General features: G+C 63.6%; 17 protein-coding genes and 1 pseudogene. 5 read left to right on the top strand and 13 right to left on the bottom strand.

What is annotated here, in order from left to right; genetic code table 11:
• Window positions 1-22 precede the first annotated feature (22 nt).
• The 7 genes from EVJ50_RS04140 to EVJ50_RS04110 form a co-directional block, all read right to left on the bottom strand.
• Window positions 23-1855, bottom strand: coding sequence for a glycosyl hydrolase family 18 protein (locus tag EVJ50_RS04140; protein WP_191964865.1), 1833 nt, complete (start codon window positions 1853-1855; stop codon window positions 23-25).
• A gap of 196 nt (window positions 1856-2051) precedes the next feature.
• Window positions 2052-2819, bottom strand: a complete 768-nt coding sequence (locus EVJ50_RS04135) for a response regulator transcription factor (protein ID WP_150882490.1) — start codon at window positions 2817-2819, stop codon at window positions 2052-2054.
• 568 nt (window positions 2820-3387) lie between these two features.
• Window positions 3388-5475: a hypothetical protein gene (locus tag EVJ50_RS04130; RefSeq protein ID WP_150882489.1), complete on the bottom strand. Its 2088-nt coding sequence runs from the start codon at window positions 5473-5475 to the stop codon at window positions 3388-3390.
• Window positions 5476-6414: 939 nt separating this feature from the next.
• Window positions 6415-7512 (bottom strand): hypothetical protein, encoded by a 1098-nt coding sequence (locus tag EVJ50_RS04125; RefSeq protein WP_225323076.1) that lies wholly within the window; start codon window positions 7510-7512, stop codon window positions 6415-6417.
• A 287-nt stretch (window positions 7513-7799) separates the two neighbouring features.
• Entirely contained in the window at window positions 7800-11126 is a 3327-nt protein-coding gene (locus EVJ50_RS04120; protein ID WP_150882487.1) for a calcium-binding protein, read from the bottom strand.
• 19 nt (window positions 11127-11145) lie between these two features.
• Window positions 11146-11556 carry a hypothetical protein gene (locus EVJ50_RS04115; protein ID WP_150882486.1) on the bottom strand — a complete coding sequence of 137 codons (411 nt, stop codon included), beginning with the start codon at window positions 11554-11556 and terminating at the stop codon, window positions 11146-11148.
• Complete coding sequence (locus tag EVJ50_RS04110; RefSeq protein ID WP_150882485.1) at window positions 11553-12050, bottom strand: hypothetical protein; 498 nt, start codon at window positions 12048-12050, stop codon at window positions 11553-11555. Before EVJ50_RS04110 ends, EVJ50_RS04115 begins: the two co-directional genes overlap by 4 nt.
• Window positions 12051-12079: 29 nt before the next feature.
• On the opposite strand from EVJ50_RS04110, the gene EVJ50_RS04105 reads away from it, so the two are divergent.
• Both EVJ50_RS04105 and EVJ50_RS04100 read left to right on the top strand, forming a co-directional pair.
• The gene (locus tag EVJ50_RS04105; protein WP_225323075.1) at window positions 12080-12640 is read left to right on the top strand and encodes a redoxin domain-containing protein; all 561 of its coding nucleotides are present in this window, start codon (window positions 12080-12082) and stop codon (window positions 12638-12640) included.
• A 17-nt stretch (window positions 12641-12657) separates the two neighbouring features.
• Window positions 12658-13176: a WbuC family cupin fold metalloprotein gene (locus EVJ50_RS04100; RefSeq protein ID WP_150882484.1), complete on the top strand. Its 519-nt coding sequence runs from the start codon at window positions 12658-12660 to the stop codon at window positions 13174-13176.
• 55 nt (window positions 13177-13231) lie between these two features.
• Here the strand turns inward: EVJ50_RS04100 and EVJ50_RS04095 are convergent, their stop codons facing one another.
• From EVJ50_RS04095 to EVJ50_RS04085, 3 genes and pseudogenes are all read right to left on the bottom strand, one after another.
• Window positions 13232-13495 (bottom strand): hypothetical protein, encoded by a 264-nt coding sequence (locus EVJ50_RS04095; protein ID WP_150882483.1) that lies wholly within the window; start codon window positions 13493-13495, stop codon window positions 13232-13234.
• Between the two features lie 51 nt (window positions 13496-13546).
• Window positions 13547-14657: pseudogene (locus EVJ50_RS04090) on the bottom strand (IS3 family transposase).
• Window positions 14658-14699: 42 nt separating this feature from the next.
• A complete protein-coding gene (locus EVJ50_RS04085) occupies window positions 14700-16943 on the bottom strand; it encodes a calcium-binding protein (protein WP_150882482.1) in 2244 nt (747 codons plus the stop codon).
• A gap of 189 nt (window positions 16944-17132) precedes the next feature.
• Between EVJ50_RS04085 and EVJ50_RS04080 the strand changes: the two genes are divergently transcribed.
• A protein-coding gene (locus tag EVJ50_RS04080) for an IS3 family transposase (protein ID WP_370455587.1) occupies window positions 17133-18244 on the top strand; the annotation gives its coding sequence in 2 pieces (ribosomal slippage) (window positions 17133-17394 and window positions 17394-18244; 1113 coding nt in all).
• Between the two features lie 226 nt (window positions 18245-18470).
• Here EVJ50_RS04080 and EVJ50_RS15190 read toward each other — a convergent pair.
• Genes EVJ50_RS15190 through EVJ50_RS04065 form a run of 3 tightly spaced genes read right to left on the bottom strand, consistent with a single transcriptional unit; the run spans window position 18471 to window position 20547 of the window.
• Window positions 18471-19328: a hypothetical protein gene (locus EVJ50_RS15190; RefSeq protein WP_304622900.1), complete on the bottom strand. Its 858-nt coding sequence runs from the start codon at window positions 19326-19328 to the stop codon at window positions 18471-18473.
• Window positions 19318-19680, bottom strand: a complete 363-nt coding sequence (locus tag EVJ50_RS04070; protein ID WP_150882479.1) for a hypothetical protein — start codon at window positions 19678-19680, stop codon at window positions 19318-19320. The genes EVJ50_RS15190 and EVJ50_RS04070 overlap by 11 nt, the downstream gene beginning before the upstream one ends.
• Window positions 19681-19722: 42 nt before the next feature.
• Entirely contained in the window at window positions 19723-20547 is an 825-nt protein-coding gene (locus EVJ50_RS04065) for an SDR family NAD(P)-dependent oxidoreductase (protein ID WP_150882478.1), read from the bottom strand.
• A gap of 90 nt (window positions 20548-20637) precedes the next feature.
• Between EVJ50_RS04065 and EVJ50_RS04060 the strand changes: the two genes are divergently transcribed.
• Together EVJ50_RS04060 and psbA are read left to right on the top strand one after the other, a co-directional pair.
• Window positions 20638-21099, top strand: a complete 462-nt coding sequence (locus EVJ50_RS04060; RefSeq protein ID WP_150882477.1) for a LexA family transcriptional regulator — start codon at window positions 20638-20640, stop codon at window positions 21097-21099.
• Between the two features lie 154 nt (window positions 21100-21253).
• Window positions 21254-22333: a photosystem II q(b) protein gene (psbA, locus tag EVJ50_RS04055; RefSeq protein ID WP_150882476.1), complete on the top strand. Its 1080-nt coding sequence runs from the start codon at window positions 21254-21256 to the stop codon at window positions 22331-22333.

Genomic DNA, 22333 nt, shown 5'->3' with positions numbered 1-22333 from the left:
TCCGCCCACCGGTGCACCCGGATCAGACGCCCCAGATCACGAGGGAGCCGCCATCGAGCGCAGAGGCGTTCACGCCGGGCAGGCTGATGGTCTGCTGATTGAAGGGCAGATCCACCATCGCCCCGTCCGGCGTCTGCAGCACCCGGGCCTGCTGGCCCTCGGCCCAGAAGCCGGTCAGATCCAGCACGTCCTCTCCGGGCAGGAAGCCCTCGATCACCAGATCGCGGCCCCAGGCGTAGGAGGGGCGGAAGCGTTCGGCCACTCCGGCCTGGGCGGTGAGCCGCAGGCTGGCTCCACCGATCTCCACCAGCTGCTCGCCACCGCCACCCGGATTGGTGACGGGGTCCGCCGGATCAGCGGGCCCGCCGCCGGTGCCCGGATCGCCCCCGGGGGTGTCGCCGCCGCCCCCGCTGATCACCGGATCGATGCCGTAGTCCTCCCAGATGGCGGCAAAGCTGCCAGCGGCGGCGTCCTGGCCGGAGTGCACCGGGCTCACCTGGCCGATCGGTCCGGGGGTGTCGCGGGCCATCGACCACATCGAGAGCATGCCGAGGCCCTGCTGCCGGGCGAAGTCCTCCACCAGCTGGGCATCGGCCGGCGTGAAGATGTGGCTGGTCACATCGTTGACGCCGATCATCGGGGTCACCCCCATCTGATCCCAGCCGAAGCTCTGCCCATAGCGGCCGAACAGCTCCGACATCTGGGCGAAGGTGCTCTCGGCGGCATCGATGGCGTACTCGCCCTGGCTCTGAAGTCCGGGGGGCGCCACGATGTCGCCGTAGTTCATGGCCATCACGTTCACCCCGTCCAGGCGCACCCCCGCCTGAAGGGCGGCCTCCACCACGTTGAGCCCATCGAGGGTCAGCCCCTGCGGCAGCACCGGCAGGGTGTACCAGGTGGCCACGTCGGGCCGGGCCGCCTGCATCAGGGCCAGGGCCTCGCTGTTGAGGGCGTTGGCCACAGGGTCGGCCACCGCAGCGCCTTCGATGTCGAAATCGATGGCCTTCAGCCCCAGCGCGTCCACGATGGCCACGTAGGTGTCGGCCAGCTCGGCAGCGCTGCGGCCCGATGCCGCGGCCGACTGGGAGAGGCTGATGCCGGAGGCACCGCCCAGGGACACCATCACATCGCCGCCGGCGGCACGCAGCTGCTCGATCTCCCGGCGGATGGCGATGGCCTGCTCGTTGCTGCTGTCGAGCGAGAGGGCCGGCAGGCCTGCCCAGGCCGGCGTTCCGTCCTGTGTGGCCTGGAGAAAGCCGAGGGTGAACATGCCCACGCCGTTGGCCCGGGCCAGGCCGTCGAGATCCGGCACGGGATACAGGGTCATGTCCACGTAGGGCGCATAGAAGGAGCCCGACCAGAGGCCGCTGTCACCGCTGCCGCTGGTGGGCGGCAAGGGGTCGACAGGAGTGGGGTCGACCGGTGCGGGATCCACGGGTGCGGGATCCACTGGATCCGGATCCGCCGGTGCCGGATCCACTGGTGCCGGATCCACGGGGCCTGGCTCCACCGGCGGCGTGCCGCTGCCGTCGCTGCTCAGCAGGCTGGCGGTCTCCGCGAGATCTGGGAGCAGTCCGCCACCGGGAATCAGACCCTGCGCGTAGGAGCTGGAGCTGGACCCCGGCGCCAGGGCCCCCCCCCAGTTGGGAGGGGTGAGGGTGATTCGCCAGCTGCCATCGGCCTGTTGCTGCTGGTTGAGAGTGAAGTCAGAAACGGAGCGCAATTCGAAGGGACTGCTGAAGACCAGCGACCAGTCATTCAGCGTTGTGCTGCCGGTGTTGGTGATTTGAAGCGTGCCTTCAAACACCCCAGACCACTGGGATGTGGGGGAGAAGGAGAGAGACAGTTGAGCCACGATGAGGACCTCTCGGGACGGGCTCACTCTCCCGGCGAGGGTCGGGCCGCGTCACCCTTCATCTGAAGGGTTTTGCGTGCGCTGGTGGACGCCATGACGGGCGCCCACCGTCAGAGAGCCGGTCTTCTGGCTGTCCCCCTGGGGAGAGTCACATCCCAGTCACATTCGTTGTGAGTTTGCAGCGCAGGGATCGTCGTCAGGTGTTGGTCCAGTGCAGATAGCCCTGTCTTACGCCGGCAAGAACAGCAGCAGTGCGGTTGTCAACACCAAGTTTGCGCAGGATCTTCTGCACATGATCTCGCGCGGTGACATCCGCGATCACCAGCTGCTGGGCGATCTCCTTGTTGGAAAGGCCTTCGGCCACCAGTTGGAGAATCTCCACCTCCCGCACGGACAGCTCGTCACTGGCCGTGCTCTGATCCGCCAGGGCGGCGCGGCAGTCGCCGTCGATGTATCGATCGCCTTGCTCCATGGCTTGGAGGGCCTGCAGCAGGGCACCCTGCCCGATGTTGGCCTGCACCGCCACGGCGTTGGCGCCGGCCTCGAGCACCGACTGCACGGTGGTGCGGTGCGCTGAATCCATGACCACCAACACATCGGTGGGAGTGGGGCGCTGAGCGAGTTCCCGCAGCCAGTCATGCACCGGTCCATCGCTGAGGGACACGGTGGTGATGACCAGGAGGCGACCGGTCACCCGCCCGATCAGGGAGCGTCCCTCGTCGCTGGAGTGGGCCACACCCAGCAGTTGCTGCGCCGGTCCCTGACGGGTCAGCGCACTGAGCTGAGTGATCAGCAGATGCCCGAAGGTTCGGTTGGGATTGCAGACCAGCACCTGGTAGTGGCTGAGGCGCTCAAGCACCTCGCGTGTGCGTTCCAGAAGACCGATGTGCTCCGACGCATCGCTCAGGCCCTGGAGCATGGACAGCATGCCGGAGTCCGGCTGCTTCTCGGCCTGCGTGCTCATGGGCTGACGCGCAGCCGGAACCGCGGGGGCAGGGCGGCCACAGGGCCGGTGCAGTTGTTGTCGTGCAACAGCGCTGCAGTGTCTGAGAGCACTCTAGTTGTTCTGCAGTCGCAGGCCGGCCGAAAGGCTGCCCGAGTGCGTTGAGCGGCCGGCGCTGGATCGTTGGACTCCGTGACCATGGCCATCCATGATCCGATCGGGAGATGGTTGATGCCTTCACTGGACAGATCAAGGTGCCGCTATTGGTGTGAGATCCAGTGCTGGATGGATGGCGACTCTATGGCTCTCCCATGGCAACCCATTGATCAACAATGGGACGATCGCGATGAATACTCCCTGCATCGACCATGGTCGACTCATCCTGCTGTTCAGGATCTCCATGTGGACCTGAGGCAAAGGCCGTTGTGAACTCAGAGCTGCTGTTCGATTCGTTCGTTCATTCGATCCATGTGCTCTTTCGACCTGGCGGTTGAGAGCTTCCTCATTTCGAGTGCTCATGAGACCCCCCCCCCGGAGTGAGAGCCGAGGGGGGGAGTGAACCTCTGACCTCACCTGAGGTCTCGGTGGATCAGACGATCACCACTGACTGCTCGGCGACCAGTTGATCGGCCGTGACCCCGAGGAAGGTGGTGGTGCCGACGTCGGTGACCAGCTGGGCGTCGGAGCCGGACTGGACGATGGCGTAGCTGGTGTCGGCGGTGATGTGGAACAGGTCGCCGTGCTCAAAGGAGAAGCCCTTGACCAGGTCGTTGCCTGCGGACCAGTGGAAGGTGTCCGCCGCATCAGTGCCCATGAGGATGTCGTTGCCATCGGTGCCGGTGATGGGATCGCCGGGCAGCGGATCGGTGCCGGGGAGTTCGGGATCGATCGGCGGATCGACGGGCACATCAAAGGTGAGGTCGGCATCGAGGCTGTTGCCATCGGCATCGATGATGCGGATGCTGGTGATCGGATCGAAGCCGCTGCCCTCCTGGTCGTTGAGCGTGGCCACCAGATCACCGCCACTGGAGGTGATGGTGCGGTCGCCGTTGCGATCGATCTCGGAGATGAGGAAGGCTGGCTGGCTGCCGGAGAAGCTGTAGGCGTCGGCGAGGATCTCGACGCTGTCCTCCCCGCTGGCGTCCTCGATGGTGTTGCTGCCGCCGCTGAGCACGAAGGTGTCGGCACCACCGCGGCCGGCGAGGATGTCGTCTCCCTCGCCGCTGGTGAGGATGTTGTCGTTGTCATCACCGCGGATCACATCATCGAACATGCTGCCGGTGATGTTCTCGATGTCGAACAGCTGGTCGGTGAAGGCCTGGGCATTGGTGATGTCGGCCACGGTGCCGTGGTCGACGGTGAAGTAGGTGCCCGAGTTGCCGTTGCCCCAGCTGACGGTGGTGGTGTCGGCCATGTCGACCGTGATCCCGAAGGCGCGGCGGTTGCCGGCGAGGTCGGTGTTGTAGAAGGCGGTGTCGTTGCCGTCACCGCCGTGGAGCTGGTTGTTGCCGCCCCCGCCCATGAGGATGTCGTCCCCTCCGAAGCCATAGAGGCTCACGTCGTGATTGAGGGGTGATTCCGGCCGCCAGGACTCGGTGGAGAAGCCGGCAATCAGCTCGGCGCCGTTGGTGCCGGTGAGGTGATTGATGTTGACCAGCCCGCCCATCTCCAGCAGGGGAGCCCCCACCGCCCCAAAGGACGCCATCTGGTTGTGGCCGAGCCAGCCCAGGTCGGTGGAGACGGCATTGTCCAGCTGGGCGCCGGTGGCCACCGAATCGTTGGCGCCATCGAGGTAGAGGTAGCTGCGCTGGATGGAGTTGAGCAGGGCCTCGCTCAGGTCACGGTCGCTGAGGGAGCCGTAGGCATTGCCGAGCTGCTCCTTGACCTCATCGAGGTTGAGGGTCACATCGAGCAGGGGTGTGGCCATGTTGACTTGGTGGATGTGGAATCCGAAGCCCTGCTGGGGGTCCTTGGCCTTAAAGGTGAGGCGTGTGTCGTTCTCGGGCACCAGATCAACGATCAGCACATCCTCGAGGGGATTGAAGTCGGTGATGATCTGCGACTTCTCCGGTGCGGGGATGTCCATGGTGAGGGAGGGAGGCGTCCAGTCGAACTGCTTGTAGGTGGGACTGGTGTAGCCGCCGATGACGCGGCTGACCTCGCCGACAACATCGATGAAATCGCCGATGACGGGCGTCTTGGAGCCGATCTTGATCCCGATATCACGGGTATCGTCCGTCCAACTGTTCTGGTTGCTGAATTCCCGGAAGGAGCCTGGGTCAAATTCGTAGCTCAGCATCTGCTGGGCAAAGGTGCTGACGATGAAGGTGTCGGAACCCTCGCCACCGGTGAGTGTGTTCTGATCGAAGTGCCAGGTGTTCGGATCGTAGCCACCGATTGAATCATCAAACTCAGGGGTGTATTTCCCCATCCCATCCACCCAGATGACATCATTGCCGGAGCCACCGTCGACGAGGTCGCTGCCGTAGCCGGTAACGATGAAGTCGTCACCAGCACCACCATTCATGATGTCGGAGGTGTAGCCAACACCATCGAAGACCGTGCGGTCACGCTCAATGTCAAAGATGGTCGAGGCATCGGCAGCCAGCCAGTCGGCATGACTCATCCCTGTCCAGTTGGCGATGAAATCCGATCCGCCACCCCCTTCCAGAACCATCGGATTGGAGCTGTATCCCCCGAGGGGGATGTCGGCGATGATGATCGCGTCCTGGTTACCCTGAATCTCGACACGAGCCGCACCTGTTGCGCGGATGAGCGTTGGCTCCTCGTTGCCAGGGCTATCGATGACCTGCAACCATTGATGGTGTGTGCTGTATTTCTGTCCAGCTGAGGCAACGACCGGAGCATCGAAGTCGGGAACACGATTGAAGATGTCGTTTCGATCGCCCAACATGCTGATGGATGCTGGCTCAGAATCTGGTGCAACCGGTGCATGCAGCTGTGGTTGATCCGGAACTGGTGCTGTCGGTGATCCTGGCGAAGTGTCTTGATCAGTCGGGACGTCTTCCGTCTCGATGATCCCTGCTGCGCCGGTCAAGGGGTCGATGACGACCGGTCCAACACCCAGAAATGAGTTGTTGGTCTCTAATGCGTGCTCGCTGCTGTACTGCGTGATGGGGTCAATGAATGTGTCGGCCATGGTTGTGCTCCAGAAATGATGGTGCTGATGAACCAGGGCCGGAACGAAGCAGGCCTGCCGTGTTGAGCGTCGGGTCTTCTGCTCCTGTCCTGTGATCTCATGCTCTCCCTGCGCGATGAGTCCTCCATCCTTCATCTGAAGGATCGGCTGGAAGAATCCTTCATCTGTAGGGGGGCGGTGGCACTTTCTTCTCTGCGATGGCGCATCCCAAGCGCCGCATCGCCCCAGGATGTGTCACCCTTGCGACATCAAAGCAGCGATTCACCGTTCAGTCACACTCTCTCGCCGTGTCAGTCACAGCGTCCTGGCCCTGATGCTGGTCCCGCTCTTTCAGGATCGATCGATCTTCCGGTCATCGCCTGGGATGGGCTGATCATTCCATGGGCGCCTGTCTTTCCTGACAGATCCCTCTGGATGAGCTGCGTCATCCAGGAGCCCAGTGGCGGGCTGGCGGGATCACTGGGCCCTGATGGTCCTGAGCCGGGCTCTGATCTCCCCCCTGAGGTTGGCGGCACGATCGCGAAGGCGGTCGATCTGCTGAACGGTTGAGCGGGCACCCACCTCGCCATACCAGAAGAAGTGGTTGCCCGGTACCCGGGCGTTGAGCAGCCCTGACGTGGCGCTGTCCATCATGTCCATCAGGGCCTGCCAGTCGCGCGGATCAATGGACTCGGACTGGCTCAGGACGGGCAGAACAAGGCTGCGGTACAGATGCTGAATCTGGTAAAAACCCCAGTTGCCACGGTCGGTGAGCGCATGGTCGTTGTCCAACACCCTGTCACCTGAAATCGTCACAGCGAAGGGGAAATCCCTGTACTTCAGGGCACCGGTGTCGTTGATGGCCCATTCCAGGTCCTGGACGAAAGTGCCGTTGCTGTAGCGCGAGGCAATCATGATGGCATTGAGCGCCACCGGGATGTCTCCCAGAACGTCCCGTTCAAACCGATCCCAGGGGATGATGGTGTGACCATTCATGGCGTCCTGGGCCCGCACGTAGCGCCGGAAGAGGCTGTAGAACTGCGGCGCTGATGACAAGCCATTCTCCTCCCTGGAAATCGCTCCTGGCGCAGAGAGCAGCAGTGGGACGGGTGGTGTGGAGGCCAATGAGACGTAGAGACTCATCCTCAGCCCCGCTTGCTGGCAGGCCTCGTAAACGGATTGGGCAATCTGACCGCCCGCACTCCAGCCCAGAACGATCACCTCGCCCGACAGCCCGTTGCGGTCGACGTAGTGCCTGGCGACTGCCGCAACCTGCCGGCCCCAGTCGCGGATGGAAAAGTCGGGGTAGACCCTCGAATAGACCGCGTTGCCCGTGGGATAGGACGTGCCGAGGAACGAGTAGCCACGCTTGCCCAGCCAGTGGGCCAGGAAGTCGCTGTCGTTGGCCCCAGGCACGCCATAGGCCACCCGCGCCAGATGGAAACCTCCTGGCACGAAGATCACCAGTGGCCGGTCCGGATCCCCCCGCCGGAAGTAGTTCAGTGATTCGATGCCGTTGGTGGCGAGCATCTCCTCGCCCGGAAACAACGCGGCGCTCGCAGCAAGCCGCTCCACCGGCCAGCTCCCGGTGGCCAGCACCGATCGGCCCGAGTCCAGCTCGGCCTGCGGCCTGACCCGCTCACTCGCTCGCGCAGCCGTCGCGACCTCAGGTCCGGCCGATGCGAGCAGGAGCACGAGGGCCAGCACGTTGGTCCACTTCATCGCACCACTGTGGTGAGATGAGCATTCTCATCCGGCTCATCCTGGCGCAGGCGGGCCGGACCACCCGCCAACCTTGGGCTGAGCGCCGCTGTTCGCCGGCGCCAGCCTGGCATCAGGCGATGGATGCTGCTCAGGGAGCTTCAGATCACCTCGATCGCCGCTGGATTGGCCTGCTGCAGGGCGATCAGGTCGGTGTTGAGCAACCGTGTGACCCCGAATCCATCGCGGCTGATCAACAGGTCGCCACCGTCCTGAGAGAAGGTGAGCGGTTGTCCTGCCAGCACAACCAGCCGGTCCCCCTGGGCGAGATCGAAATCCGTGATCAGATCGTTGCCGCGGTTGAGCAGGAACCGATCGGCCCCAAGGCCCCCGGTCATCGTGTCGGAGCCCTGGTTGCCGTTCAGCACGTCGTCTCCATCGCCGCCCAGCAGCACGTCCGAGCCCAGCCCGCCCGACAGCAGATCATCGCCCTGGCCTCCGTTGAGGCGGTCCCTTCCCTTCCCACCGCGGAGCGCATCGGATCCCGACCCACCGATCAGCACATCTGAGCCGTCGTTGCCGCGCAGATCGTCATTGCCGCGTTCTCCACTGAGCACATCATCGGCTCCGCGCCCGGCCAGAAAGTCGCCGGCGCCTGTGCCGTTGATGGCATTGGCGGTGTCGCTACCGATGGCGATGGTCCGCAAGCCAGGAGCTGCTGTTCGAGGCAGCAGCCCACGGTTGCCTGGATCGAGCAGTTCTGGAGCCGGGGATGGCGATGGTGTTGGAGTGGGGGATGGAGGAGGAGTCGGAGTTGGCGCTGGGGAGGGAGCGGGCGCCGGGGAGGGCGGCGGTGTGGCTGCGGAGCGGTAGTCGGGGAAAAAGCTGGTGCTCCCTCCCTCGAACCCTCCGATCTGGAATTCCGCGAACAGGGGATACAGGCTGCTCACCGAGGCTGAGGCCGCATCGGTACGGATGAAGGCATCCGCCGCTGAGGTGGCCTGTGGGTTGAACTGCAGCAGCTGCACCTCGCTCTGCTGCTCCGGGCTCAGGTCTCGTCGCTCGAGATTGAAGGGAACGTTGTAGCCGTCGCGGAAGCGGTCGCTCAGGCCGAAGCCATACACATTCGGTGCGTAGGCATTCACCTGGGATGCCCAGGTGTTGAAGTAGGGGCCCTGGGATGCGGAGCTGCTGTCATCCCACACCGATGCACCGAAGAGCCCAGCGGCCACAGGACCGGCTTCCTTGTCGAACCAGGGCGAGACGGTGACCGTTCCGTTGCTGACGGTGTAGCTGGGATCCAACTGAGCCAGCTGGCCCACCGGCAGAGTGTTGCCGTCGTAGGTGAACGACCGCGGTGCGCCCAGCAGGCCGGCATTGACCAGGGAGACAAAATCCCCGACGATCGTGCCCAGCACATCGTTGGTGAGATCAGGCTGGAGGGTGAAACCGCCACTTCCGTTCTCCTGGTAGAGATACCCCGCTGCTGCACCGAGGATGCCCACCGTCGTGGCGAGATAGTTCACCGCTTCGTTGTTGATCAGCTGATTGGCCTTGAGCGGATCCTTGAGGTTGAGAGTGATGGCCTCACCAGTGGCTCCATTCGGCCTGAGTTCGAACCGATCGATGGGTGTGTTGGCCTGGGGATCATTGGTGATGAACTGGAGCTGCTCCAGATCGCTCACCCCGGTGGGTGCCTGCGTGATGCTGACGCTGGCCGTGATTTCGCCCGGGAGCTGCCCGCCGCCCGGCAGTTCGAAGATGCTCCCGGAACCGATGCCGTTCCACTGCGGCCCGCTGCCCCGCATCGCCCACTCCTGGCTGTCTGCGTCGTACGAGACCTGCAGGGAATAGGTGCTGTCGTCGCTCCAGGGGAGCGCGGTCCAGTCGATGGAGGCCGCGGGTGTGCCGCTCACGCTGAGGCTGAAGGGCTGCCCGGCTGTGTTGGGCTGCAGGGGGAGTTCTGTCGTCAGCCAGTCGAGTAGGCCAGGGCTGCCGCTGAAACCGGCCAGCTCCTCATAAAACTGGTAATAACCACCCAGGGAATAGCTGCCGCTGAGGAGGGGGACCGATGTGTTGCCCTGTTGGGCCTGCAGCGTGCTGGTCTGGGGTGTGAGCGCCACCGTGCTCGTGAACGTTGACGGCGCCTGCAGGGACCAGCCACCGGTGGGCTGACTGGTGAGGGTCGCGTCATTGAGGATCCGGTAGCGATTGGCCGCAGGTGCCGGATTGGATGGATCCACGCCTCCCACTCCGCTGAGATCGGGCAGGCCGTACCAGGGAAGGATCAGCGTGACGCTGTCGGTGAGACCGTTCTCTGAGGGAGGCTGACCATTGCTGTAGGCCCCGGTGCGCGCCTCGATGCGCACATAGGCCTGCTGATCAAAGAGATCGGGGAAGGGAGTGGTGACGTCCCCGAATCCCTCGAAGGTCACATTGCTGATCCGGTAGGCCGTCTCCTGGTTGAACTGACCGGACCAGCGGATCGGCCACTGACCCGATGGGAGGCTGCTGAGTGTGTGGAAAGCGTCGTAGAAGTCGCCGAACTCCGGCGCCACAATGCTGTTGGTGGCGCCGCGGTAGGTGTTCTTGGGGCTGATGTAGAGCGTGCCGTCCTGCTTCGGGTTCAGCAGGCTGGAACGCAGCGGGTCAAACTCGGGTTGCACCAGCTCGGCCGCGAAGGCGGAGCCGTTGTTCACCGCTGTGAGATCACCGCTCAGATAACTGCCTGTGCCCGGCACGCTCAGTGCAGCCGCATTCTCGTCGGTGACGCCTCGATACAGGTTGCCGCGGCCATCCCCGTACCAGATGTTGAAGCTGGCGGGGATGCCGAATTGCTCGATGTAGGTGATGTCGCCGTTGTTGGTGTTGACCCCGGCCGTCACCGGGCTCTGGCCCACATAGAACTCCGAGAGGATGTAGTTCGCTTGCGAGACGGACGGATCCGGGGCGCCGGCATCACTGTTGATGAAGCCGTTGTCTGTGCTGCCTTCGAACACCGCGCTCGGGCTCTCGGTGGCGAAGAGCAGCTGACCGTTCTGGATGTCGCGCAGCCAGAAGACAGGGAAATCCTCCTGCAGTGACAGAAGGTCCTGATTGCTGGCCCTCGGATCCAGGACTTGACCGATGGCAGCCTGGCTGGCGGCGTAAGCCTGGACGTAATCCGGGTTCCCGGATGGGTCGTTCAGAGCCGGAAGCAGACCACCGGAGCGCTTGAGCGCCTCACTCAGGTGGGTCTGGCTGAGTGTGACGCCAGTGCTGCCTCCCTGAAGATCCTGGAAATCGGTGCCCGTGGGGCTGCCGACGGTGTTGCCGGCCCCCAGATTGAAATTGCCCCGGGCTGCATCTCCGAGCAGCTGGACGGTCCAGGTGTCGAAGATGCTGTCCTGGGTTCCGTTGAGCCGATCACTGTCGATGGTGTGACTCAGGGTCAGCACCATCGGGATGGCGCCCAGCGTGTTGGCTGTGCGGCTGGCCGGTTCCGTCATCGCTGCCCTGCCGGTGCTGTCACCAGGCCTGCCATCGCATCGGTTCCCGCTTGGCGATCGTCAGGGTCCAGCCGCGCGGGCAGATGCGGCGGAGGCCCTCCAGCAGTGCGGCTGTCTCACCGCTGCGGATCCATTTGGCTTTCAGAGCGGGCAGATCCTCAGGCAGACGTTCCATCGGCACCTCCAGGATCAGGAGGCTGTCGTTGCCGCTGGTCCGCTGCAGCGGTCCATCGTCGCTTCGCTGCCAGATCCGCAGCAGCAGTTCGAGCGCCAGGGTGCGAGCGGCTTCCGGTGGCTCAGCCATGGTGGATTCGGAGGTGGCCTTCGCCTCCTCGCTCAGTGGTGCCTGCGACTGGCCGGCCAGGGGCATGGCCCGCCGTTCCCCCTGGCCAACGAGGGCCAGAGCGACCAGGTAGGGACGATCCGTCATGTTGAGTCTTCCTTGTGGTCAAGCCAGAGGATGAGGGCGGCCTGTTCGCTCTGATTCAGGCGCAGATAGCTGGTCAGCAGTGAGGCGATAGCGGCATCCTCTTCCCAGAACGCGTCGGCCAGCTCACGTTGCACGGCCACTGGCAGACGTGTGAAGGCTCGGATCAGAAACTCGTCGCGAAAGGGCTCACTGACCCCATTCGCTCGCATCAGCTGAATGGCACCTTTGAGAAAGCCGTGCAGCTCACTGGCGCCTTCCTCTCTCGATTCCAGATCCACCTCCAGGGCCTCGTAGTGCTCCAGCTCGCGTTCTCGACTCGCTTGGCCAGCCAGCTCCATCAGCGTTTCGATCTGGCTGACATCAGCGCGCTGGTCATCGCTGAGGAGTCCCGCGAGTGTGGTTTCGAACACATCCCTGTTGGGTGCGGGCATCACCGGAACCTGTTGCTCAACGGTGAGCTTACGAGTTGCACCGTCGTTGGCCGGGCCAGTCACAATCCAGTGCAGAGCTGTTGCCTGATCCCGTGCCGACCTCCGCTGCTGTGCTCAAACTCCAGGCCGGAGCGCCCTTTCCGGTGCTGCCCGTGCTCTCGGAGCAGGGTGAGCGCGTCGACATCGGTCAGGCGATGGCCCCGGCCAGCTGGCGGATCCTGGTGGTGTACCGGGGGCGCCATTGCCCGCTCTGCACCCGCTACCTCAATCAGCTGGAGGCATTCGTCGGTCGTCTGCAGGCCATTGCCACCGACCTGGTGGCCGTGTCGGCCGATTCTTTGGAGCAGCTGCAGGAGCACCGCCAGCGGCTTCAGCTGACCTTCCCGCTGTTTCACGGGCTCAGCGATCGCCACATGGTGGAGCTGGGTCTCTACATCTCCAATCCGCGCTCCGAGAAGGAAACGGATCACCGCTTCGCGGAACCAGGTCTGTTCGTGATCAACGAGCAGCGCCGTATCCAGGTGGTGGATCTGTCCAACAACCCGTTTGTGCGGCCGGACCCGGAAACGCTGGTCTCCGGCCTGGAGTGGATCCGCAATCCCGAGAACCACTATCCGATCCGCGGCACATGGTGGCCTGAGGCCGCGCAGTGACGACCCGGCCGCCACACATGACACCGGACTCCACGTCAGCCGAACCGACTGAGCCTGACTACACCCGCCTGGATCAGGAGCTGTTTGCCGCTGTGGCCGGGCAGGCCCACCGCTCGCCCCGACGGCGCATGAATCACAACCTGCATGAGCCGCACGATGTGGTGCAGCGCTTTCTCAACGTCTTGCAGCCCGGCACATACGTGCGGCCCCACCGCCATCTGCGCGGGCAGCCCGGCACGGGGTTCGAATGTGTGGTCGTGCTCCAGGGGGCGATCGGGCTGATCCTGATGGATGGCAACGGCACAGTGATCGCTCAGGAGCGCCTGGAGGCGGATGGACCGCTCCGCGGTGTGGAGCTTCGCCAGGGCCAGAGCCATACCCTTGTGGCCCTGAGCCCTGATTCGGTGCTGTTTGAGCTGAAGCAGGGACCCTATGACCCGAGAACCGACAAGGCCTTTCTTCCTGGATTCCCCGCTGAGTGCACACCGGAGGCCGCCGAGCAGGAACGGATCTGGCGAGCACTGTTTCGCGATTGATTCCCCCCTTTGAGGCCTGGCGGAACTGGAGTCAGTGGACGCTGCTGTGGTCCGATCAGACGACGACCAACGCTTGCTCGGCGACAAGCTGATCGACAGTCATGCCGGTGAAGGTGGTGGTGCCGACGTCTGTCACCAACTGGGCGTCGGTCCCCGACTGCAGGAGTGTGTAGCTGGTGTCGGCTGTGATCTGGAACAGATCGCCATGCTCGACGCTGAAGCCTGAGACGACATCGTTTCCAGCGGACCAGTGGAAGGTGTCGGCTACTTGCGTGCCGACCAGCACATCCTCGCCGCTGGTCCCGGTGATCGGATCCATTGACGTGACCCCCTTTATCGGTCCAGGCCTTATGAGAGTGGTTGGTCATGGTCATGCAGCAGCTCCTTGTTGAGCTGCCTCCAGGGGCGTACGCCCCTGGAGGGCCGAATGCGGCCTGAGGGAGTTGTACTCCCAGCGCCAGCGGTCGGCCAGGATCTGAGCTTCTGGGGCTGTGGTGAACAGCTCGGTGTTGAGGAACTCATCCCTGAATCTCCCGTTGAACGACTCGGCAAAGCCGTTCTGCCACGGGGAACCTGGCTCGATCGTGGCCGTTGTCGTGCCGCTGGTCCTGCACCAACGCCGTAAGGCGTGGGCGATGAATTCAGGGCCGTTGTCGCACCGGATGAACGCCGGTGCCGGGTAGAGGCTGGTGAGTTCCTCCAGCACGGCCACCACGTCCCTGGCCTTGCAACGCCTGCCCACTCGGATGGCCAGGCAGAGGCGGCTGTGCTCATCGATCACGTTCAGAAACTTGAGCCGCCGGCCATCGGCCGTGGCGTCGAACTGAAAGTCCATGGCCCACACCTGGTGGGGATGCTCGGCCCTGTGGCGCCGCACTGAGCCGTCCGCTGGCCGTGCCCGCTTCTGCTTTCGGGGGTAGGCCGCTGGAGACCCTCCTCCCGCCAGATCCGTTGCACCCGTTTGTGATTCACGCTCCAGCCCTCGCGTCTGAGCACGCGGTGGGCCATTCGCCGGCCCCAGCGGATGTGGTCGGCAGCGATCTCCCTCAGCCGGCGCCGCAGCTTGGTCTCCTCGGCCCCAGGGACCGTGCCGTGATGGCGTTGGGTGCTGCGGTTCTGACCCACAACCCGGCAGGTGAACCGCTCCGATGCCCGGTAACGCTGCTGCAGGACGAGTACCGCCCTGCGCCGGCGTTCCGGGCTCAAAAGTTTCCCTCGGCGAGATCCTTGAGCATCGCCTTCTCCAGCTCGGCTTCCGCCAGCAGCTTCTTGAGTCGGGCGTTCTCCTTCTCCAACTGGGTCAGCCGTTTGGCCTCCTCGGCCTGCATCCCCCCGAACTGCTGCCGCCAGCGGTGGTAGGTCGGCTGCGTCACCTCGATCACTCGGCAGACCTCGTTGACGGTCTTGCCCTGGGCGATCAGCTGCTCTGCAGTCTTGAGCTTGCGGATGATCTGCTCGGGCGTGTGTCGGATTCGTTTCATGGTGAAGTCCCCGGCCCAGTCTGGCCGGTTGAGGACTCTCATTCACCCTGGACCGGTTTCCAGGGTCCACGTCACCATCGGGCCTGAATCCTCATGCGGGGGGATGGGAGCGCTGGGATTCAGTTCGTCGTTCTCAGCCAGAGAATCATCAAAGGCAGCGCTGTTGGTGCGGAAATCAAAGTCCCTGAGGACCTTGCCATCAGAGTCAATGAGTTGAATCCAATGAGGGTTGTCACTGATGACGCCTTCCAGCTTGGCGACAATCTTGATCTGACCGTCGCCTGTCGTGAAACGGACATCCATGGTCCCGCTGTCCCGGCCGTTGGTTCGATACCAATCAGCGATATTGGTGTTGCTATATGCGTCGACGTTGATCTGGACGACGTCGCCCTCAGCTGCCGAGTAGTCCTCGATGACGTTGAGACCCCCATTGAGAATGAAGGTGTCGCTTCCTCCTCGTCCGGCAAGGACGTCGTCCCCAGTGCCACTGATGAAGATGTTGTCGTTCTCGTCACCTCGAATCACGTCGTCAAGGCGACTTCCTTGGATGTTTTCGATGCTATGCACTGTGTCTCGGTCTGCATTCGGATCGCTGAGGTCTGGACTGCCTTCAATCCGGATGCCGTTGTGAATGGTGCCAGTCGCGAGATCGGCCTTGATGCCTTGGGTTGATGCATTGATCTCATAATCATATGAGATCCAGTCAGATTCATCGCCGCCATAGATGAAGTTTCTTCCTCCCCCCGTCATGAACAGATCGTCGCCGCCAAATCCCCAGACTTCAACGCCACCCATGTCTGGATTTTTCGCATTGGCCTGGTTGTAGGCATGGAAGACATCGTGCAGGGCAGTGCCGGTGAGTTGACTCTCTCTGGCAGTGGTCCTGGCGATGGATGAGCTTCCGTACGCGCCGAAGAGCAGAATCCCGTTGTTGCCAAGCTGCCCGGCTCCATCCACGTTGCCTGAGACCGACGAGCCCAGTGTGACCGAGCCTTCCTGTCCGTTGACGCCCAGCATGCTGTTCTTCAGCGTCCTGTAGGAGAGATCGAGGAGATCTCTCTCGCTCATCTGTTCCATTCCCGTCTCGGAGAGATAAGCCCTCATCTCGCTGACGTTAAATGTCACATCCGCCAGCGTCGACCAGAGCCCGTTGACTTCCTGTCGCACGAGGAAGCCATCACCTGCAGGTATCTTTTGAATCACATCGAGGTTCGTCCTGCTGGGATCGAAGTTGAGGATCAGCGAGTCGGTGAATGGATTGAAGTCGCTGATGGAATCCGGATTGGGCCAGTTCAGGTTCAGGCTCGGCGGCTGATTGCTGGTGGGATTCAGCAATGTCGCCAGCCCTCCAACGGCTTTGGCGGCGCTACCCAATGGCGACATGCTCCTGGAGAGGCTCAGCAGAGAGCCAAGGACGCTGAGTCCCCCTGAGACTTCATTGCCAAATCCCTCGGGACCATACGAACCTGGATTCAGATCAACCCAGTTCTCCCCGTTCATCGGAGCGAGCACGAAGGTGTCAAATCCAGTCCCGCCCTGCAGCTGGTTGCGGTCGCTGTCGCGACGTTGATCAACAATCAGCCAGTCATTACCCTCTCCCCCATCCAGGCTGTCGCTGTCGCGTCCGGCAATCAGAACATCATTGCCAGTTCCCCCGCGCAAGGTGTTGTTTCCCTCATAGCCATAGATGGTGTCATTCCCCGCTCCCCCGGTGATCGTGTCTCCCATTGCCCAATACCAGTTGCTGTTATACGTGCCCACAAACTGCCATCTCCCCGATCCATGCAATGTGTTGTCCAGATCGTTGCCAACCGCACCCACATAGACGGAATAATCCCATGTCGTGTGCCAATTCTTTGGGCCTCCCGGTCGCCATTCCCAGCCTGGGTCCCGCGCTTCGAAGTCCTTCTCGCCTTCTGCCAAGACACGAATTCCACGAGAGTAAAGGGTGTGCAGAGAGTGATGGGGTGGGAATGATCCTGGATGCTTGTATTTCAGCTGAGTGATTCTGCCTGATGCAGAGCCCCTGACCAGCACCTCGGTGGATTGGTCCATCATCTCCTCGCTCGTGTTCACTGTCGGCGGGATTTCATCGTTGACTCCTGCCTCGTCGTTGATCTCGTGGCCTGAGAGTGCATCTTGCCTCGTGATCGATGCGAGACCAGGGGATGCTGGCTCCTGCAGGCCAGCGGTGTGAGAACCAGCTGCTGACGCTGACGGCGTGATCGCCTCTAGCGCATGCTCGCTGCTGGTGCCGGTCACTGGGTCGATGGCTGTGAAGGTCATGATCATCACTTGGCGATGGAGTAAAGGAGTCGTGATGTCTGACTTGCCCAGACGATCTCTGTTGCAGGTCGCTTTCCTTGGCTCCTGATCTCATGCTCCCCCTGTCAGCCGAATCTGACGTGGACCCCGGAAACCGGTCCAGGGTGAATGAGAGTCCTCAACCGGCCAGACTGGGCCGGGGACTTCACCATGAAACGAATCCGACACACGCCCGAGCAGATCATCCGCAAGCTCAAGACTGCAGAGCAGCTGATCGCCCAGGGCAAGACCGTCAACGAGGTCTGCCGAGTGATCGAGGTGACGCAGCCGACCTACCACCGCTGGCGGCAGCAGTTCGGGGGGATGCAGGCCGAGGAGGCCAAACGGCTGACCCAGTTGGAGAAGGAGAACGCCCGACTCAAGAAGCTGCTGGCGGAAGCCGAGCTGGAGAAGGCGATGCTCAAAGATCTTGCCGAGGGAAACTTTTGAGCCCGGAACGCAGGCGCAGGGCGGTGGTCGTCCTGCAGCAGCGTTACCGGGCATCGGAGCGGTTCACCTGCCGGGTTGTGGGTCAGAACCGCAGCACCCAACGCCATCACGGCACGGTCCCTGGGGCCGAGGAGACCAAGCTGCGGCGCCGGCTGAGGGAGATCGCTGCCGACCACATCCGCTGGGGCCGGCGAATGGCCCACCGCGTGCTCAGACGCGAGGGCTGGAGCGTGAATCACAAACGGGTGCAACGGATCTGGCGGGAGGAGGGTCTGCAGCGGCCCACCCCCAGAAAGCAGAAGCGGGCACGGCCAGCGGACGGCTCAGTGCGGCGCCACAGGGCCGAGCATCCCCACCAGGTGTGGGCCATGGACTTCCAGTTCGATGCCACGGCCGATGGCCGGCGGCTCAAGTTTCTGAACGTGATCGATGAGCACAGCCGCCTCTGCCTGGCCATCCGGGTGGGCAGGCGCTGCAAGGCCAGGGACGTGGTGGCCGTGCTGGAGGAACTCACCAGCCTCTACCCGGCACCGGCGTTCATCCGGTGCGACAACGGCCCTGAATTCATCGCCCACGCCTTACGGCGTTGGTGCAGGACCAGCGGCACGACAACGGCCACGATCGAGCCAGGTTCCCCGTGGCAGAACGGCTTTGCCGAGTCGTTCAACGGGAGATTCAGGGATGAGTTCCTCAACACCGAGCTGTTCACCACAGCCCCAGAAGCTCAGATCCTGGCCGACCGCTGGCGCTGGGAGTACAACTCCCTCAGGCCGCATTCGGCCCTCCAGGGGCGTACGCCCCTGGAGGCAGCTCAACAAGGAGCTGCTGCATGACCATGACCAACCACTCTCATAAGGCCTGGACCGATAAAGGGGGTCACGTCAAATCCTTCATCCTTCATCTGAAGGATCCGAGGACCGAACCCTACAGATGAAGGGGTGTGATGCTCATCAGCCCTGAGCAGGCTCGCTTTTGTGATGTCCCTGATCCGTGATCTGGCCTTTCTGATGCCTCAGGCATGCGGCGATTCATCACTGAGTCGTACATACGCATGCTCTGTCACACATCAGTCACAATCCGTTGGCGCCTCGCGGCGGACCGGTTCAGGTTCAGTCGCGCAGCGCAGCGAGCGAAGACGTCCCTCCTCCTTCCCCCTTGGATCACCACGATGGCGCCGCTGGCCTCCAGCTGCTCGGGGCTGATGCCGAGGATGGTGCTCACCCCCAGCTCCCGGATCAGCTGGGTGTTCCCGTCCGCGGTGGCGTTCAGGCTGAAGCCCTGGCCACCGCTCACCAGCAGCCGGTCGCCCACCAGCACGCTGAAGTCATTGATTGCATCGTTGCCGCGCGAGAGCAGAAACAGGTCAGCTCCCTCGCCGCCGATCAGAACGTCGTTGCCGCCGTTGCCGTTGATCCGATCGTTGCCGGCACCGCCCCGGATCACGTCATCCCCGTCCCGGCCGGAGAGCACGTCGTTGGCGCTGGCGCCGCTGAGGGTGTCCGCGCCGCCTGAGCCCACGACCGGTGCCGGTCCGAGCAGGGCTTCGCCGGGCCGGCTTTCGGCGAGTCGGTTCCGTGCAGCCTCCGCATCCAGTTGCACGATGCTGCCGTCCGGATCGCGGAACAGCCACTCCTGCTCCGCCTCCAGCCCCCAGCGTGCGGCCAGGGCTGCGAGATCCAGCGGTGTGAACGTGGTGCTGTATGCCCCCTCCGGAGGCACGTAGGACATGAGCGTGATCGATGCATCCGGTTCATCGCTGCTGATGTCGCCGTCTTCGGCATCAAAGGTGTGCTCCAGCCCGAGCGTGTGGGCGAATTCGTGCAGGATCGTGGCTCGGCGTTCGTCTTCTCCGTCGAGCGGCGCTTCATTGATGATGATGTCAGCGCTGTAGCTCAGCCAGCGGCCGTCACGGCTCAAGTCGCCGCTGGAAGCCGCCAGAAGCCGCCAGGCCAAGCAGCGTGCCCGGCTCACGTGAGAAGAACGAACCGTCGTCGAGATAGAGGCGAATCGCGGCGTCGCTTGCATTCCCCACCACCTCGAAATCCAGGGCGAGGATGTTGTCCAGCCAGGCCAGCTCCTGCAGCCACCAGGTCTGCTGAGATTCCGTGAACGGCAGTGTCGCCAGGATCTGCAGCCGGCCCTCGCTGTTGCGGATCAGGGCGGGACCGCCGGCGGTCTGGGCGTACACCCGAAGCAGGGTCTGATCCGGAGCGGTGGCGAAATCCGGGAAGGTGCCGTCGATCAGCTCCCGGGCGCTGGTGGCCGTCATCGCTGCCAACCGCTTGTCATCCCCACCGTGGCCAGTCCTGGTCTACCCCGTCATCGATCGACCCAGCATCCAGTCCCACAGCGGTGTCGGCATCAGGTTGCGGGCCAGGACCGTGCCGGAGAGATGGCCGCTGAGGTAGCGATCCTGTGGGTTGGTGGCAGTGAGTGCCGTCTCGATCGTGCGGGCCACCACCGACGGATCTGAGGCGCCACGGAAGATCGCCGTCCAGGTGGCGTTCACCCGCTCCATCATCCGGCCGTATTCCTGCGACTGCCCTGCCGCCGCTCTGGAGGGCGCGACCCGGTCGGCGAATTCGGTCTGGATCAGCCCCGGTTCCACCAGCACCACCTGGATGCCCAAGGGCCGCAGCTCCAGCCGCAGGGCATCGCTCAGGCCCTCCAGGGCGAATTTGCTGGCGCCGTACCAGCCGGAACCGGGCGTCACGTAGCGCCCGGCGATCGAGGAGAGGTTGACGATGCGGCCCCGCCCTCGCCGTCGCATGGATGGCAGGAGCAGCTGGGTCAGGCCCATCAGGCCGAACACGTTCACCTCGAACAGGGCCCGGGCCTGCTCCAGGCTCATGGTCTCGAGCGGACCCACCGCGCCGAAGCCGGCGTTGTTGACCAGCCCATCGAGCTGAGGATGCTGCTGCTCCACGGCCTCCACCAGGGCCCGGCGGGACTCGGCATCGCTGATGTCGAGTGGCAGCACCGTGGCTCCCAGCCGCTGCAGCTCCTGCATCGCCTCCAGCCGGCGCGCTGCGGCGATCACGGTCCAGCCCCGCTGCAGCAGGTGCCGCGCTGTGGCGGCTCCGATGCCGGAGGAGGCACCGGTGATCAGAACCGTGCCGCGGGAGGTAGAGGCCATCAGATCGATGCACGAGCGCGGATCCTGGCAACCGCGACCCTCTCTCCTGGCAGTACGCCCGTACCATTGCCGTCGATCCCCGTCCCGGCCATGACTCCCAGCGACCTGCCGCCCGAGTCCGTTGCGGCGTCGCCCCCGCAGCCGCTGCGGTTGCGGCGCCGGCGGCTGCTGCTGCCCCTGCCGGAGGAGTCCGTGGCGGCGGGCTTTCCCTCGCCGGCGGACGACTACATCGATGTGGGCATCGATCTGAACGAGCAGCTGATCCGCCATCCGGCCAGCACCTTCTTCCTGCGCGTCAGCGGTGAGTCGATGACCGGGGCCGGCATCCACCACGGTGACCTGCTGGTGGTGGACCGCAGTCTCGACCCCCGGCCCGGTCGGGTGGTGGTGGCCGTGCTCGACGGCGCCTTCACCCTCAAGCGCCTGGTCCGCCGCGGCGGCGTGCTGCAGCTGGAGGCGGCCCATCCCGATTACCCGCCCCTGGATCTGCGCCGCAGCGGCGATGTGCAGCTCTGGGGCGTGGCGATCTACGCCATCCATCAGCTGCGCTGATGGATGCCATGAGCAGAGCGGATGGCCGCCGTTGCGGGCGCCGTCGTGAAAGCCCGCAATATTCCGTTACTATCGTTACACCGGTTCATCCCCGGTCATTCATCCCGTCTCCCGCGGCGGTTCTTTCGTCACGCGAGACACCTCCAACGACCTCATGACCACCACCATTCAGCAGCGCTCCGGCGCTTCGGTGTGGGACCAGTTCTGTGCATGGGTCACCTCCACCAACAACCGTCTGTATGTCGGTTGGTTCGGTGTGCTGATGATCCCCACGCTGCTGGCCGCCACCATCTGCTACATCGTCGCCTTCATCGCGGCACCCCCCGTCGACATCGACGGCATCCGTGAGCCGGTTGCCGGCTCGCTGCTTTACGGCAACAACATCATCTCCGGTGCTGTTGTGCCTTCGAGCAACGCCATCGGCCTGCACTTCTACCCCATCTGGGAAGCCGCTTCTCTGGATGAGTGGCTGTACAACGGCGGTCCTTACCAGCTGGTTGTCTTCCACTTCCTGATCGGCGTCTTCTGCTACATGGGCCGTGAGTGGGAACTCTCCTACCGCCTGGGCATGCGCCCCTGGATCTGCGTCGCCTACAGCGCCCCCGTGGCTGCTGCCAGCGCCGTGTTCCTGGTGTACCCCTTCGGTCAGGGCTCCTTCTCCGACGGCATGCCCCTCGGCATCAGCGGCACCTTCAACTTCATGCTGGTGTTCCAGGCTGAGCACAACATCCTGATGCACCCCTTCCACATGCTGGGTGTGGCGGGTGTGTTCGGCGGCAGCCTGTTCTCCGCCATGCACGGTTCGCTGGTGACCTCCTCGCTGGTTCGTGAGACCACCGAGAGCGAGAGCCAGAACTATGGCTACAAGTTCGGACAGGAAGAGGAGACCTACAACATCGTGGCTGCCCACGGTTACTTCGGTCGCCTGATCTTCCAATACGCCAGCTTCAACAACAGCCGCAGCCTGCACTTCTTCCTGGCTGCCTGGCCTGTGATCGGCATCTGGTTCACCGCCCTTGGCGTGAGCACGATGGCGTTCAACCTGAACGGCTTCAACTTCAACCAGTCCATCCTTGATGGACAGGGCCGTGTGCTGAACACCTGGGCTGACGTGCTGAACCGCGCCAACCTGGGCATGGAAGTGATGCACGAGCGCAACGCTCACAACTTCCCGCTGGACCTGGCTGCTGCCGAGTCCACGCCTGTGGCCCTGACCGCTCCGGCGATCGGCTGA

It is taken from the genome of Synechococcus sp. RSCCF101, from assembly GCF_008807075.1.
Lineage (GTDB): Bacteria > Cyanobacteriota > Cyanobacteriia > PCC-6307 > Cyanobiaceae > RSCCF101.
Note: the sequence above shows the minus strand (reverse complement) of the source record. Positions and strands in the feature narration are given on the sequence as shown.

Coding starts and splice junctions, on each gene's coding strand:
- EVJ50_RS04135 (WP_150882490.1), bottom strand. CDS start 2,819: ATGAGCACGCAGGCCGAGAAGCAGCCGGACTCCGGCATGCTGTCCATG.
- EVJ50_RS04130 (WP_150882489.1), bottom strand. CDS start 5,475: ATGGTTCTGGAAGGGGGTGGCGGATCGGATTTCATCGCCAACTGGACA.
- EVJ50_RS04120 (WP_150882487.1), bottom strand. CDS start 11,126: ATGACGGAACCGGCCAGCCGCACAGCCAACACGCTGGGCGCCATCCCG.
- EVJ50_RS04115 (WP_150882486.1), bottom strand. CDS start 11,556: ATGACGGATCGTCCCTACCTGGTCGCTCTGGCCCTCGTTGGCCAGGGG.
- EVJ50_RS04100 (WP_150882484.1), top strand. CDS start 12,658: ATGACACCGGACTCCACGTCAGCCGAACCGACTGAGCCTGACTACACC.
- EVJ50_RS04095 (WP_150882483.1), bottom strand. CDS start 13,495: ATGGATCCGATCACCGGGACCAGCGGCGAGGATGTGCTGGTCGGCACG.
- EVJ50_RS04085 (WP_150882482.1), bottom strand. CDS start 16,943: ATGACCTTCACAGCCATCGACCCAGTGACCGGCACCAGCAGCGAGCAT.
- EVJ50_RS04070 (WP_150882479.1), bottom strand. CDS start 19,680: ATGACGGCCACCAGCGCCCGGGAGCTGATCGACGGCACCTTCCCGGAT.
- EVJ50_RS04065 (WP_150882478.1), bottom strand. CDS start 20,547: ATGGCCTCTACCTCCCGCGGCACGGTTCTGATCACCGGTGCCTCCTCC.
- EVJ50_RS04060 (WP_150882477.1), top strand. CDS start 20,638: ATGACTCCCAGCGACCTGCCGCCCGAGTCCGTTGCGGCGTCGCCCCCG.
- psbA (WP_150882476.1), top strand. CDS start 21,254: ATGACCACCACCATTCAGCAGCGCTCCGGCGCTTCGGTGTGGGACCAG.